The sequence below is a fragment of the Streptomyces sp. Root1310 genome, from assembly GCF_001426425.1.
Classification (GTDB): domain Bacteria; phylum Actinomycetota; class Actinomycetes; order Streptomycetales; family Streptomycetaceae; genus Streptomyces.
On sequence record NZ_LMEQ01000032.1, the window covers coordinates 626,937 to 641,266 of the forward strand.

Genomic DNA, 14,330 nt, shown 5'->3' on the forward strand with positions numbered 1-14,330 from the left:
CGTTCCCACTTCACCCGCACCCGCACCGGCCGACTCCCGAAAGGCAGACCTGATCACCGTGACGGCGATAGAGAGCTTCACCGGCGACGCGAACCCCTACGGCGGAGGCGACCCGTACGCGGACTACCGCACCGCCGACTTCCCCTTCACCCGGTTCGCCGATCTCGCCGACCGGCGGCTCGGAGCCGCGGTCGTCGCCGCCAACGACGAGTTCTTCGCCCAGCGCGAGAACCTGCTGGTCCCCGGTCCCGCCGAGTTCGACCCGGAGCACTTCGGGCACAAGGGCAAGGTCATGGACGGCTGGGAGACACGCCGCCGCCGCGGCGCCTCCGCCGACCACCCGTGGCCGACCGCCGAGGACCACGACTGGGCGCTCGTCCGCCTCGGCGCGCCCGGGGTGGTCCGGGGCATCGTCGTCGACACGGCGCACTTCCGCGGCAACTACCCGCAGGCGGTCTCGGTCGAAGGAGCCTCGGTGCCGGGCTCGCCGTCCGCCGGGGAACTCCTCGGCGACCATGTGAAGTGGACGACGCTGGTCCCGCGCACGCCGGTCGGCGGCCACGCGGCGAACGGTTTCTCCGTGTCGGTGGAGCAGCGCTTCACCCACCTGCGGGTCAACCAGCACCCCGACGGCGGCATCGCCCGCCTGCGCGTGCACGGGGAGGTCGTGCCCGATCCCGAGTGGCTGACGGCGCTCGGCACCTTCGACGTCGTCGCCCTGGAGAACGGCGGCCGCGCCGAGGACGCCTCCAACCTCTTCTACTCGCCGGCGGGCAACACCATCCAGCCGGGCCGCTCCCGCAAGATGGACGACGGCTGGGAGACCCGCCGCCGCCGCGACCGGGGCAACGACTGGATCCGCTACCGCCTGGCGGCCCAGGCGCGGATCCGCGCGCTGGAGATCGACACGGCCTACCTGAAGGGCAACAGCGCCGGGTGGGCCTCGGTTTCGGTGAAGGACGGCGAGAGCGGCGAGTGGACGGAGATCCTCCCGCGCACCCGTCTTCAGCCCGACACCAACCACCGCTTCGTCCTGCCTGCCCCGGCGCTCGGCACGCACGCGCGCGTGGACATCTATCCCGACGGCGGCATCTCCCGCCTGCGCCTGTTCGGCTCCCTCACGGAAGCCGGCACGGCGGCCCTGACGGCCCGCCACCAGGAGCTCGGCGGCTGAACCGCCCACCACCGCCGTGCACACCCCGGACGAGCGAGGGCTGTGCACGGCGGTACGGCGGTATGGCGATACCGCAGCGAGGGCGCCCACGCACCCACACGAGCCTGATCCTGGTCCGGATCCCGGCCCTGGTCCCGGCCCTGGCCCCGGTACCGGTCCCGGTCCGGAGGCCCGCACCGGTGCGGACGCCGGCCCGGACGCGGATCGGCAGACGGATCCCTACGCCGCGTGTCCGCCGTCCACGGCGAACTCGGCGCCCGTGACGTACGCGGCCCCCGCCAGGTGCGCGACCGTCGCGGCCACCTCCTGGGCCGTGCCGAAGCGGCCCAGTGCGGTCATCGTCGCCTGACCGGCCGCGTACGGGCCGTCCGCGGGGTTCATGTCCGTGTCGATCGGGCCGGGGTGGACGAGGTTCGCGGTGATCCCGCGCGGGCCCAGCTCCCGGGCGAGGGCCTTGGTCAGTCCGATCAGGGCCGACTTGCTCATCGTGTAGAGGGTCCCGCCGGGGCCGGGCACCCGCTGGGTCATGCACGTGCCGATCGTGATGATCCGTCCGCCGTCCGTCATCCGCCCGGCGGCCGCCTGCGAGGCCAGGAACACGCCGCGGACGTTCACCGCGAGCACCCGGTCGACGTCGGAGAGGCCGAGCCCTTCCAGCGGTCCGAGGACACCGACGCCCGCGTTGTTCACCAGCACGTCGAGCCCGCCCAGCGCCCGGACCGTACGGTCCACCGCCCCGGCCGCCTCCCCGGGGTCCGCCGAGTCCGCGCGCAGCGCCACCGCCCGCCGTCCCAGCGCCTCCGCGGCCGCCACCACGTCCTCGGCCGCCTCCTTGCCGTTCACATAGGTCACCGCCACGTCCGCGCCCTCCCGGGCGAGCCGCAGCGCGGTGGCCGCTCCGATGCCGCGGCTGCCGCCGGTCACGAGGGCCACCTTGCCGTTCAGGGTCCTGTCGGTCGTTGTCGTCGTCATGGCTCCATCCCAGCGGCCGGCGCTCCCGCGCGCTGGCGGCGAACGGACGTCGAGATCCCCCGGGACGACAAGGGGGTGACGGACGTGCGGATCGCGCGCGCCGCGGAAGATGCGGAACTCTTTCCTCCGCCTGCCGCGTTCTCCCCACGTGACCCTTCAGCAAGAAATCGTCGGCAACGCCATGCAGATGGCGGTCGTCAACCTGTCCCCCGGCCAGACCGTGTACTGCGAGGCCGGAAAGTTCCTGTTCAAGACGGTCAACGTCACCATGGAGACCCGCCTCGGCGGCCCCTCGGGCGGCCCGTCCGGCGGCGGTGGCGGGCAACCCCGGGGAGGCTCGCCGGGCGGCGGCATGGGCGGCATGCTGCGCCAGGCCATGGGCACGGCCATGCAGGTCGGCCAGCGCGCCCTCGCGGGCGAGTCGCTGGCGTTCCAGTACTTCACCGCCCAGGGCGGCGAGGGCACGGTCGGCTTCGCGGGCGTGCTCCCCGGTGAGATGCGCGCCCTGGAGCTGGACGGCACGCGCGCGTGGTTCGCCGAGAAGGACGCGTTCGTGGCCGCCGAGTCCACCGTCGAGTTCGGCATCGCCTTCCAGGCCGGCCGTACCGGGATGAAGGGCGGCGAGGGCTTCGTCCTGGAGAAGTTCACCGGACGCGGCACGGTGATCATCGCGGGGGCCGGCAACTTCATCGACCTCGACCCCGCCGACTTCGGGGGCCGTATCGAGGTCGACACCGGCTGTGTGGTCGCCTTCGAGGAGGGCATCCGGTACGGCGTCCAGCGGGTCGGCGGTCTCGACCGCCAGGGGGTCATGAACGCGGTGTTCGGCGGCGAGGGCCTGTCCCTGGCCACCCTGGAGGGCAGCGGCCGCGTCATCCTGCAGTCCCTCACCATCGAGAGTCTCGCCAACGCCCTGAGGAAGGCCCAGGGCGGCGACAAGCAGGGGCCGACCGGCGGACTGTTCTCGACGAACGCGGGCTGAGCCGAAGCGCCGCGGGGGCGGACGGAGTGGTGTCGGCAGGGTGCCGGGCGGGCCGCCGGGCGGGGTGCCGGCCGGGGGCCGAGGAGCCGTTCCGGCGCACCGGCGGCCCGGGTTCGCCGCGGCGGGCCGCTCCGTCCGGACGTGCCTCGCCCCGCGGCCTGGAGACGTGGGGGGTCCGCGGGGCGAGGGCCTGTGGATCGGACGGGCGAACGGAGTCGGTCAGCAGCCGTAGTTGATCAGGTTGAAGGTGACGTAGTGGTCGGCGGTGTAGTAGTCCTCGGCGGACTTCTTCCCGGTCACGATGCGGCGCGCGCCGCGCGTCGAGGAGCCCGGGGTCTTCACCGTGTACTCGTGGTAGTAGCCGGACGTCTGGCTGGGCAGGACGCCTTCCCGGTTCTGGAAGACGGCTCCGTCCTGCGAGTACGGGAACGGCCCGCCCGCGTCGATCAGGTCGAGCGTGTCGTACGCCTGGGAGGGCAGCTTCGTGTAGCAGACGCTGCCGACGGCGGCGTGGGCCGTGGTGGCGGAGACGGTGCCGCCGACGAGGAGGGCGGACAGGACAGCCGCCGACGTGACCGTACGAGTGATCCGTGGGGGGAATCTCATGGCTTCATGATGACGCGCGTAGACAGTGTCATGTCAATGACAAGGTGACGGAATTTGCCTTCGGGTCCGAGAAGTTTTCACGGCGTTAACCGGAGTCCGGCCTCCCGCGCTCAGCCCTTTCTCCGGCTCTCCGCGGCGGCGAACAGGGCGAACGCCAGGACGATCAGCGCGACGCCGGCGTACACCTCGTAGCCGTCGAGGAAGCCGAGGCGCTGCACGAGGCCCACGTGCCAGCGGGTGAACTCGTGCAGCAGGCCCAGGACGCCCTGCACCAGGGCGAGAAATCCGAGTAGTCCCAGCAGTTCCCTCATGCTCGTGACTCTCGCCCCGCGGAGCCCGCGCGGGCCATCGGCCGCCGGGCCGTGGCTGCGCGACGGAAGGCTGCGGTCCGGCGGTCCGGCCGCGCCGAAAGTAGGCGGCACCGCGACGTGGGTCGGTCCTTCCCCGTCTTCGGTAGGGGATGCGCGTCCACGGGGAGGTGTCAGGGTTCCGCCCTGCGTAGATTTGTCGACCATGAGGGCAGACGACAGCACGGCACCGGCGGCGCCCGGGTTCACGGGGCGCCGATGGCTGCTGCCGTCGGCCGTGGTCACCGAACTCGCCCCGGACGCCGGGCATCCGGGCCGGCCGTACCGGCGTACCGCGCGCGACTGGATCGTCGACTTCCTCTGTTTCCTCGTGGCCGTGGCCGTGGGCCTGACGGTCGCGGACGCCTTCCCCGGCGAACAGGACCTCCCCGAGGTCGTCGCCGCGGCCGACCAGCTCCTGGGCGCCCTCGCCTGCGCGGCGGTCTGGCTGCGCCGCCGGTGGCCCCTCGGCCTGGCGATCGCGATGGTCCCCCTCGGCTTCCTGGCGACCACCTCGGCCGGCGCCTGCACGGTCGCCCTCTTCACCCTCGCCGTGCACCGGCCGTTCCGGTACGTGGCCTGGGTGGGCGGCGCCCAGGTGGCCCTGATCCCGCTGCTGGCCTGGGCCCGGCCGGATCCCACCCTGGCGTACGGGCCCTCGGTGGCGTGGAGCGTGCTGTTCACCGTCACGGCCATCGGCTGGGGCATGTTCGTCCGGTCCCGGCGGCAGCTGATGCTCAGCCTGCGCGACCGCGCCCGGCGCGCGGAGACCGAGGCCCGGCTGCGCGCCGAGCAGGCGCAGCGGCTGGCGCGTGAGGCCATCGCCCGGGAGATGCACGACGTGCTCGCGCACCGGCTGACCCTGCTCAGCGTGCACGCGGGCGGGCTGGAGTTCCGTCCGGACGCGCCCCGCGAGGAGATCGCGCGGGCGGCCGGTGTCATCCGCGAGAGCGCCCACGAGGCTCTTCAGGACCTGCGGGAGATCATCGGCGTCCTGCGGGCCGCGGAACCGGACGACGCCGGCCGCCCCCAGCCGACGCTGGCCGCCCTGGACACCCTGGTCGCCGAGTCCCGCGAGGCCGGCACGAAGGTCACCCTCGACCAACGCGTCACCGACGCCGGAGCCGTCCCCGCCTCCGTCGGCCGCACCGCGTACCGCATCGCCCAGGAGTGCCTGACCAACGCCCGCAAGCACGCCCCGGGCGCGGAGGTCGCGGTCACCGTCACCGGCGGCCCCGGCGAGGGTCTCGACGTGACCGTGCGCAACCCGGCCCCCGTCGGCGAGGTGCCGCCCGTTCCCGGCTCCGGCCAGGGGCTGATCGGCCTGACCGAACGGGCCACCCTGGCCGGGGGGCGACTGGCACACGGGACGTGGGGGGACGGGGGATTCGAGGTGCGGGCGTGGCTGCCGTGGCGGGCGACGCCCTGACGGGGCCGGGCGTGACCACCCCGCTCGGTTCGTTCGCCGGGAACCGTGAACCCGCCCGCCCACAACCGTGATTACGTGAGGTCCATGACTGCCATCAGACTCCTCCTCGTCGACGACGATCCCCTCGTGCGGGCCGGTCTGGCTTTCATGATGGGGGGCGCCGACGACATCGAGATCGTCGGTGAGGCCGCCGACGGGAGCGAGGTCGAGGGGCTCGTGGAGCGCACCCGACCCGACGTGGTCCTGATGGACATCCGGATGCCGTCCGTGGACGGACTCACCGCCACCGAACGGCTGCGCGGACAGGAGGACGCCCCGCAGGTCGTGGTGCTCACCACCTTCCACGCCGACGAGCAGGTGCTGCGCGCGCTGCGCGCGGGTGCCGCCGGGTTCGTCCTCAAGGACACCCCGCCCGCCCAGATCCTCGACGCCGTGCGCCGGGTGGCGGCCGGTGACCCCGTCCTGTCGCCCACGGTCACCCGGCAGTTGATGGACCACGCGGCCGGTACCCCGGCCGACACCCGGCGTGCACACGCGCGCGTGCGTCTCGCGGCCCTCGGGGAACGCGAACGCGAGGTGGCCGTCGCGGTCGGCCGGGGACTGTCCAACGCGGACGTCGCCGCGGAGCTGTTCATGAGCGTCGCCACCGTCAAGGCCCACGTCTCCCGGGTCCTGGCCAAGCTCGGCCTCAACAACCGGGTGCAGATCGCCCTGCTGGCCTATGACGCGGGGCTCCTGGAAGAGGGAGCGGACGGGCCCGGGTGACGGGCCGTGAAGAAGGCGGCGCGGCGGGCACCGGGCGGGCGTCCCGCTCGTTGACCTGCCTGCCGGTCCCGCGGCCGGCAGGCTGCCGCGCGTTCGCCCGGACGGGACGCCCCCGAGGGGCCGACGCCGCTCAGCCCGTTCCGGAGGTCGCCGGGATCTCCGAGAGCCACACCGCCCTGCGGTCCCGCCGGGACACCTCGCAGGCCTCGGCTATCCGGAGGGCCTCGAGGGCCTCACGGCCGCCGCAGGGATTGGCGCGCTCGCCCCGCACCACGTCCACGAAGGCGTTCAGCTCCGCCGCGTAGGCGGGCTCGAACCGCTCCAGGAAGCCGGTCCACGGTTTGTCCGCGGCCGGTGGACCGGTGGGTTCGGTGGACGCGATCGGGGTGCGGTCGTCCAGGCCCACGACGATCTGGTCGAGCTCTCCGGCCAGTTCCATGCGGACGTCGTAGCCCGCCCCGTTCAACCGCGTCGCCGTCGCCGTGGCGAGGGTGCCGTCGTCGAGGGTGAGGACCGCGGCCGCCGTGTCCACGTCCCCCGCCTCGCGGAACATCGCGGGTCCGGCGTCGGAGCCGGCGGCGTACACCTCCGTCACCTCGCGGCCGGTCACCCAGCGCAGACAGTCGAAGTCGTGCAGGAGCGCGTCCCGGTAGATCCCGCCGGACACCGGCAGCCAGGCGGCCGGCGGCGCCGACTGGTCGGACGTCAGCGCCCGCACGGTGTGCAGCCGCCCGAGCCGTCCCGAGAGGACCGCCTCGCGGGCCCCTGTGTACCCCGCGTCGAAGCGGCGCTGGAACCCCATGTGAAGGATCGTTCCGGCGCTCTCGACCTCGGCGATCGCCTGTAACGTGCCCGCCAGATCCAGGGCGATCGGCTTCTCGCAGAAGACCGGGAGCCCGGAGCGTGCTGCCCGACCGATCAGTTCGGCGTGGGCCGACGTGGCCGTCGTGATCACCACGGCGTCCACGCCCCAGCGGAAGATCTCGTCCACCCCGGGGGCGGCCGTCTCGCCCAGCCGGTGCGCGAGCTCCTGGGCCCGCGCGTGGTCCGCGTCCGTCAGGATCAGGGATCCGACCTCGCGGTGACGGCTGAGTGTGTTCGCATGAATGGTGCCTATGCGGCCCGTCCCGATGACCCCGATGCGCATGAAACCAAAGTGACGTCGCAGGCAGGGCGCTGTCAATGCGTATGTCCGGACAACCGAACTACACAACTTCCCGTCAACCGGTCGCGGAGCTACGCTCGGGCCGTGCCGAAACCAGAAGTGGACCCGACCGTGCAGCTAGAACTACGTGTGGACCGAAGTTCTCCGGTGCCTTTGTACTTCCAGCTCGCCCAGCAGCTGGAGGCCGCGATCGAGCACGGATCGCTGACCCCCGGCAGCCTGCTGGGCAACGAGATCGAGCTCGCCGCCCGGCTCGGCCTCTCCCGGCCGACCGTCCGCCAGGCGATCCAGTCGCTCGTCGACAAGGGCCTGCTGGTCCGGCGCCGGGGCGTCGGGACGCAGGTCGTGCACAGCCAGGTCAAGCGCCCGCTGGAGCTCAGCAGCCTCTACGACGACCTGGAGGCCGCCGGGCAGCGTCCGGCGACGACGGTGCTGGTCAACACCATGGTCCCGGCGTCCGCCGAGGTCGCGGCCGCGCTCGCGGTGGCAGAGGGCAGCGACGTGCACCGCGTGGAGCGGCTGCGCCTGGCGCACGGGGAGCCGATGGCGTACCTCTGCAACCATCTGCCCTCCGGCCTGCTCGACCTGGACACCGGGCAGCTCCAGGCCACCGGTCTGTACCGGCTGATGCGGGCCGCCGGGATCACCCTGCACAGCGCCCGCCAGTCCATCGGCGCCCGCGCCGCCACCACCGCCGAGGCCGAGCGGCTCGCCGAGGAGGAGGGCGCCCCCCTGCTGACGATGCAGCGCACGACCTTCGACGACACCGGCCGTGCGGTGGAGTTCGGCGACCACATCTACCGGCCGACCCGCTACTCCTTCGAGTTCCAGCTGCTCGTCCGCCCCTGAGACCGGCGGTGCGATCGGCCCGCCCTGGTCGCATTGTCCAGACAATGTGACCGGATATCCGGATAAGGTAAGTGATGGGCGGTCCCCGGCCCGTATGTGCCTGACCCGTGTTCGATCTCGTACGACCTCGTCCGGTCCGGCGAAGGCGTCGGCGACGAGCTGATCTACGTCATCGCGGTCGTCATCGGCGGCGGTCCGATCACCGGTGGACACGGCGGCGCGCTCGGCCCGGCGGTCGGCGCGCTCCCCTTCGGCAAGGCCTCGAAGCGACGGCGGCGCACGAAGCGAAGAAGACCGCGACGCGCACGGCACCCGCGCACGGCATCCGTCGAGCTGTCCGACGTCGGCAGGCGGTACGGCGAGGTCCGTCCCCTCGAAGGCGTCTCCCCGGAGTCCACGCCGGTGAGATCACCGGGGCGGCGCAGGCGCCTGCCGGACCCCCCGTCCGCGGCATCTTCCCCACGACAGGCTCCACGGGAGCCCGGGGCCGCGCCCACGCGCGGCGGTACCGGCCGTGACCGGCCAGGACGCGCCCGGGCGGCGCGGAGACGCCCCGCCCCGGCCGCCGCCCGGCTCGGCACCCGGCGGGAGGGTGAGGCAGAATCGGCGGCGATGAGCACCTACGGCAACTTCACCGCCCCCATCGGCTCCCGCCGCGCGCCCGCACTCCGCACCGTGGGCACGAGGGAGCGCCGGTCGCACCTCACCGCGCCCCGCGTGCCGACGGTCGGCATCGACATCGGTGGCACCAAGGTGATGGCGGGGGTGGTCGACGCCGACGGCAACATCCTGGAGAAGGTCCGCGCGGAGACTCCGGACAAGTCCAAGAGCCCGAAGGTCGTCGAGGACACGATCGTCGAGCTGGTCCTGGACCTGTCCGACCGCCACGACGTGCACGCGGTCGGCGTCGGCGCGGCGGGGTGGGTGGACGCCGACCGCAACCGCGTCCTGTTCGCCCCCCACCTGTCGTGGCGCAACGAGCCGCTGCGCGACCGCCTCTCCGGCCGTCTCGCGGTTCCCGTCCTGGTGGACAACGACGCCAACACCGCCGCCTGGGCGGAGTGGCGCTTCGGCGCGGGCCGAGGCGAGGACCACCTCGTCATGATCACGCTCGGTACCGGCATCGGCGGCGCGATCCTGGAGGACGGCCAGGTCAAGCGCGGCAAGTACGGCGTCGCCGGCGAGTTCGGCCATATGCAGGTCGTGCCCGGCGGCCACCGCTGCCCCTGCGGCAACCGCGGCTGCTGGGAGCAGTACAGCTCGGGCAACGCGCTGGTCAGGGAGGCCCGCGAGCTGGCCGCCGCCGACTCGCCGGTGGCGTACGGGATCATCGAGCACGTCAAGGGCAACATCGGCGACATCACCGGCCCGATGATCACCGAGCTGGCCCGCGAGGGCGACGCCATGTGCATCGAGCTGCTCCAGGACATCGGCCAGTGGCTCGGCGTCGGCATCGCCAACCTGGCCGCCGCCCTCGACCCGTCCTGCTTCGTGATCGGCGGCGGTGTCTCGGCCGCCGACGACCTGCTGATCAGCCCCGCGCGGGACGCGTTCAAGCGCCAGCTCACCGGCCGCGGCTACCGCCCCGAGGCCCGTATCGTCCGCGCCCAGCTGGGCCCCGAGGCCGGTATGGTCGGCGCTGCCGACCTGGCCCGCCTGGTCGCCCGCCGCTTCCGGCGCGCCAAGCGCCGCCGCGTGGAGCGCTACGAGCGCTTCGAGCGGTTCACCGAGGCGGCCCGCCGCACCCAGGACACGGCGTGACCGCCGCACCGCCCCGCACCACCCAGGACACCGCATGACCGCCGCACCGCCCCGCACGCCCCGGGACACCGCATGACAGCATCGCTGCCCCGCCAGGCCGCGCCCTCCGACGGGCCGGACCGCCCGCCGGAGGACCGGCGGCACGTGATCCGCCGCAGGGCGCTCACCCTGCTGATCATCGTGCTGCTCATCGGTGTCCCGGCCGGCTATCTGGTGATCTCCGCCAACCAGAGCCGCGACAGCGGCAAGGACAAAGAGGCGAAGTACTCGGCGACCGGCCTGACCGAGGGCTGGCCGTCGAAGGTCCAGCGCCGTCTGTACCAGGTGCCGATCCCGCACCCGTCGAACCAGGTCGCCTACTACGAGACGAACAACTGGAAGAGCAGCCGTCTGTACGCGCAGTTCCAGACCACACAGGCCGGACTCGACGAGTTCCTCGCCGGCATCGGCGTCACCAGGGCCGACCTGAAGAAGGGCGAGATCACCATCAGCGCCCGCGACCAGGAGGTCACGGGCTGGAAGTTCACGGGCCCCGGCGCACGCCCCGGGGACGACTTCGGCATCGTCCACGAGCAGAAGAAGCCCATGCCGACGCTGGACGTGGTCGTGAACACCGGCAACGCGGTCTACCCCTTCGTCTACGTGGTCTCCCGCACGGTCCCCTGACCGGTCCCGCCCCGCCGGAGGGCCGTGACCGGGCCGCAACGCCGTGACCCGGCCGGCCGCCGGAACCGATTGTCAGACCCCGCCCGTAGAGTCGAAGACGACTGATCCGACATGCGGGCGGGAGGTGGACACACGGCATGAGCGTCATGGCCGACGGCACGGCCGCGGCGGAGCCCGGCTGCGTCTCCGTGCGGCTCGCCGCCGTCTTCCTGCCCGCTCCCCTCCCGCGCGAGGGCCGCGTCGCCTTCTGGGACCCGGCGGACGGCCCGCTGCCCACCGCGGCGCACGCGGAGCAAACGGAGCTCACCGTCGTCCGGCGACGCGGCTCCGCCATCCGCCGCGGGCAGGCCCCCGCCCTGACCCTGCCGCTCGACAAGGCGCTCCCGCTGCTCGTGCGGGCCCGCCGCGACCCCGCCGCCCACCCGGCGACCGCCTGCTGGGGCGCGGCCGCGCTGCACGCGCTGCGGCTCACCGCCCGCGGCCGTCTGCTGCCCGGCCTGACGCCCGCGGGACACGACGCCTGGCGGGCGGGCCCGCTGGACCCGGAGGACGTCGCCCATCTGCGCGCGGTCGCCGCCGCGCTCCCGCCCGAGGGCCACGCGGTGCCGCTCCCCGGCTCCGGGCCGCTCCTGCTGCCCCGGCCCGATGCCCTGATGCGGTCCTTCCTGGACGCCGTGGCGGACACCCTGCCCCGCACCCCGGCCGCGCCGCACGCGTGCGGGAAGCCCTTCGCCGACCGTCGGCCCCAGCGGCTGCCCGGCGCGCGCGACTGGGCCGCGGAGGTCGCCGCCGGCATGGACGCGGGCGTGCGGATCTCGCTCCGCCTCGACCTGTCCGCCTACGACATGTTCGACCGGCTCGACGACGGCGAGCGGGCGCGCCGGGCGGGCGCCGCGATCGTCCAGGTGCACAGCCTCGCCGACCCCACCCTGATGACCGACGCGGCGTCCCTGTGGGCGGGCGAGGCCGACGCCGCCTTCGGCGCACGCGCCCGGGTGGACGCCGCCCTCGCCGTACGGCGCGCGGCCCGCGTCTGGCCGCCGCTCGCCCGGCTCGCCGAACAGGACGCGCCGGACGTCCTGGCCCTTTCCGAGGACGAGCTGAGCGATCTGCTCGGGGTGGCGGCCACCCGGCTCGCGACGGCCGGGGTCGCCGTGCACTGGCCGAGGGACCTGGCGCAGGACCTCAGCGCGGCCGCGGTGGTCAGGACCGCACCCGGCTCGGCGACCGACGGCACCGGCTTCTTCGAGAGCGAGGAACTGCTCCAGTTCCGCTGGCAGCTGGCGCTCGGCGGCGACCCGCTCAGCGAGGCCGAGATGGACACCCTGGCGGAGGCCCACCGCCCGGTCGTCCGGCTCCGTGACCAGTGGGTCCTGGTCGACCCGGCGCTCGTGCGCAAGGCCCGCAAGCGGGAACTGGGCCTGCTGGACCCGGTCGACGCCCTGTCCGTCGCCCTGAGCGGTACCGCGGAGGTCGACGGCGAGAGCGTCGAGGCGGTCCCCGTCGGCGCCCTGGCCGCCCTGCGCGACCGCCTCACCACCGGCGTGCACCCCGCCGATCCGCCCGCCGGTCTGCACGCCACCCTGCGCGACTACCAGCTGCGCGGACTGGCCTGGCTGGACCTCATGACCTCCCTCGGCCTCGGCGGCTGCCTCGCCGACGACATGGGCCTCGGCAAGACGATCACCGTCATCGCCCTGCACCTGAAGCGGGCCCGCAGCGAACCGACCCTGGTGGTCTGCCCGGCCTCCCTGCTGGGCAACTGGCAGCGCGAGATCAACCGCTTCGCGCCCGGCGTCCCGGTCCGCCGCTTCCACGGCCCCGACCGCAGCCTCGCGGACCTGGGCGGCGGCTTCGTCCTCACCACGTACGGCACGATGCGCTCGGCGGCGCCCGCCCTCGCCGGGCAGCCCTGGGGCATGGTCGTCGCCGACGAGGCCCAGCACGTGAAGAACCCCTACTCGGCGACGGCGAAGGCGCTGCGCACGATCCCGACCTCCGCGCGCGTGGCCCTGACCGGCACCCCGGTGGAGAACAACCTCTCCGAGCTGTGGGCCCTCCTCGACTGGACGACACCCGGACTCCTCGGCCCCCTGAAGTCCTTCCGCGCCCGGCACGCGCGCGCGGTCGAGAACGGCGAGGACGACCAGGCGGTGGAGCGCCTGGCCCGGCTGGTCCGTCCGTTCCTCCTGCGGCGCAAGAAGTCCGACCCCGGCATCGTGCCCGAGCTGCCGCCCAAGACCGAGACCGACCACCCGGTCCCGCTCACCCGCGAGCAGGCCGCGCTGTACGAGGCGGTGGTGCGGGAGTCGCTGCTGGCCATCGAGACGGCGGACGGCATCGCCCGGCGCGGCCTGGTGCTGAAGCTGCTGGGCGCGCTCAAGCAGATCTGCGACCACCCGGCCCTGTACCTCAAGGAGGAGACCGCCTCCGTCGGCGACGCCCTCGCCGCCCGCTCCGGCAAACTCGCCCTGCTGGACGAACTGCTGGACACCCTGCTCGCCGAGGACGGCTCGGCCATCGTCTTCACGCAGTACGTCGGCATGGCCCGTCTGATCACCGCGCACCTCACCGCCCGCGCGGTCCCGGTCGAGCTGCTGCACGGCGGCACCCCGGTCCCCGAGCGGGAGCGCATGGTGGATCGCTTCCAGGACGGCGCGACCCCGGTTCTCGTCCTCTCCCTGAAGGCCGCCGGCACCGGCCTCAACCTCACCCGCGCGGGTCATGTCGTCCACTTCGACCGCTGGTGGAACCCCGCGGTGGAGGAACAGGCCACCGACCGCGCCTACCGCATCGGGCAGACCCAGCCGGTCCAGGTGCACCGGCTCATCACCGAGGGCACGGTCGAGGACCGCATCGCCGAGATGCTCCAGGCGAAGCGCGCCCTGGCCGACGCGATCCTCGGATCGGGCGAGTCGGCCCTCACCGAGCTCACGGACCGCGAACTGACCGACCTGGTCAGGCTGCGGAGGGAGGCGTGATGGGGGAGACGGACAAGGCCGAGACCACCGCCGGCACCGCCGCTGCCGTCCCGGCCGCAGAGCAACAGGAGAAGGGCGCCGGCCCGGCCGACGAGGCTCGCCGAGCGCTGCGGGCGGCCCGGGAGCGTGCGCAGGAACAGGAGCCGCCGCACACACCGCGCCGACCGCCGCAAGCACCACCGCACGCGCCGACGCGAACACCGTCGCACGAGCCGTCGCACGACCCCACGGCGCGGCCCGGCGATCCCGCCCCCAGACCCGCCGACGCGGCTCGCGCGGCCTTGCGGCGCGCAGCGGGGCCCGCGCCGGTGGTGGAGCCCACGTCCGCGGTCGAGCCTGCGTCCGCGCCCGCGGTCGAGCCCGCGTCTGCCGGTGACGCGGCTCGCGCTGCCTTGCGGCGCGCTGGGGAGCCGACGTCCGCGGCGGAGCCCGCGTCGGCGGTGGAGCCTGTGTCCGTCGGCGACGCGGCCCGCGCGGCCTTGTGGCGCATGGTGGAGCCGACGTCCGTCGTGGAGCCCGCGTCCGCGGCGGAACCTCCGTCCGCGCCGGAGTCCGCGCCCGCGGTCGAGCCCGCGTCTGCCGGTGACGCGGCCCGCGCGGCCCTGCGGCGCACCGCGGGGCCCGCTTCGGCGG

Annotated in this window: 12 protein-coding genes; 8 read left to right on the top strand and 4 right to left on the bottom strand. The window is 73.9% G+C overall.

Annotation, left to right across the window (positions count from 1 at the left end; all coding sequences use genetic code 11):
* The first annotated feature begins 58 nt into the window (after nucleotides 1-58).
* Nucleotides 59-1,174, top strand: a complete 1,116-nt coding sequence (gene alc / locus ASD48_RS35850; protein WP_057606125.1) for an allantoicase — start codon at nucleotides 59-61, stop codon at nucleotides 1,172-1,174.
* A 219-nt stretch (nucleotides 1,175-1,393) separates the two neighbouring features.
* Here alc and ASD48_RS35855 read toward each other — a convergent pair whose 3' ends face one another.
* On the bottom strand, nucleotides 1,394-2,146 hold the full coding sequence (locus tag ASD48_RS35855) for an SDR family oxidoreductase (protein WP_057606036.1): 753 nt from the start codon (nucleotides 2,144-2,146) through the stop codon (nucleotides 1,394-1,396).
* 148 nt (nucleotides 2,147-2,294) lie between these two features.
* On the opposite strand from ASD48_RS35855, the gene ASD48_RS35860 reads away from it, so the two are divergent.
* Nucleotides 2,295-3,128, top strand: coding sequence for an AIM24 family protein (locus ASD48_RS35860; protein ID WP_079074180.1), 834 nt, complete (start codon nucleotides 2,295-2,297; stop codon nucleotides 3,126-3,128).
* 219 nt (nucleotides 3,129-3,347) lie between these two features.
* On the opposite strand, the gene ASD48_RS35865 is transcribed toward ASD48_RS35860, so the two are convergent.
* Together ASD48_RS35865 and ASD48_RS35870 are read right to left on the bottom strand one after the other, a co-directional pair.
* Nucleotides 3,348-3,734, bottom strand: coding sequence for a ribonuclease (locus tag ASD48_RS35865; RefSeq protein WP_057606037.1), 387 nt, complete (start codon nucleotides 3,732-3,734; stop codon nucleotides 3,348-3,350).
* 110 nt (nucleotides 3,735-3,844) lie between these two features.
* Complete coding sequence (locus ASD48_RS35870) at nucleotides 3,845-4,045, bottom strand: hypothetical protein (RefSeq protein ID WP_057606038.1); 201 nt, start codon at nucleotides 4,043-4,045, stop codon at nucleotides 3,845-3,847.
* Nucleotides 4,046-4,247: 202 nt separating this feature from the next.
* Here ASD48_RS35870 and ASD48_RS35875 point away from each other — a divergent pair, with 202 nt between their 5' ends.
* Both ASD48_RS35875 and ASD48_RS35880 read left to right on the top strand, forming a co-directional pair.
* Nucleotides 4,248-5,510 (top strand): histidine kinase, encoded by a 1,263-nt coding sequence (locus ASD48_RS35875; RefSeq protein ID WP_199876122.1) that lies wholly within the window; start codon nucleotides 4,248-4,250, stop codon nucleotides 5,508-5,510.
* Between the two features lie 84 nt (nucleotides 5,511-5,594).
* Nucleotides 5,595-6,275, top strand: a complete 681-nt coding sequence (locus tag ASD48_RS35880) for a response regulator transcription factor (RefSeq protein WP_057606040.1) — start codon at nucleotides 5,595-5,597, stop codon at nucleotides 6,273-6,275.
* A 130-nt stretch (nucleotides 6,276-6,405) separates the two neighbouring features.
* Here the strand turns inward: ASD48_RS35880 and ASD48_RS35885 are convergent, their stop codons facing one another.
* Nucleotides 6,406-7,422 (bottom strand): Gfo/Idh/MocA family oxidoreductase, encoded by a 1,017-nt coding sequence (locus ASD48_RS35885; RefSeq protein ID WP_057606041.1) that lies wholly within the window; start codon nucleotides 7,420-7,422, stop codon nucleotides 6,406-6,408.
* A 129-nt stretch (nucleotides 7,423-7,551) separates the two neighbouring features.
* Here ASD48_RS35885 and ASD48_RS35890 point away from each other — a divergent pair, with 129 nt between their 5' ends.
* From ASD48_RS35890 to ASD48_RS35905, 4 genes are all read left to right on the top strand, one after another.
* Nucleotides 7,552-8,289 carry a GntR family transcriptional regulator gene (locus tag ASD48_RS35890; RefSeq protein ID WP_199876132.1) on the top strand — a complete coding sequence of 246 codons (738 nt, stop codon included), beginning with the start codon at nucleotides 7,552-7,554 and terminating at the stop codon, nucleotides 8,287-8,289.
* 612 nt (nucleotides 8,290-8,901) lie between these two features.
* A complete protein-coding gene (locus ASD48_RS35895; RefSeq protein ID WP_057606127.1) occupies nucleotides 8,902-10,050 on the top strand; it encodes an ROK family glucokinase in 1,149 nt (382 codons plus the stop codon).
* A 72-nt stretch (nucleotides 10,051-10,122) separates the two neighbouring features.
* A complete protein-coding gene (locus ASD48_RS35900) occupies nucleotides 10,123-10,716 on the top strand; it encodes a hypothetical protein (protein WP_057606042.1) in 594 nt (197 codons plus the stop codon).
* 146 nt (nucleotides 10,717-10,862) lie between these two features.
* Nucleotides 10,863-13,697 (top strand): DEAD/DEAH box helicase, encoded by a 2,835-nt coding sequence (locus ASD48_RS35905; RefSeq protein WP_057606128.1) that lies wholly within the window; start codon nucleotides 10,863-10,865, stop codon nucleotides 13,695-13,697.
* Nucleotides 13,698-14,330: the final 633 nt, after the last annotated feature.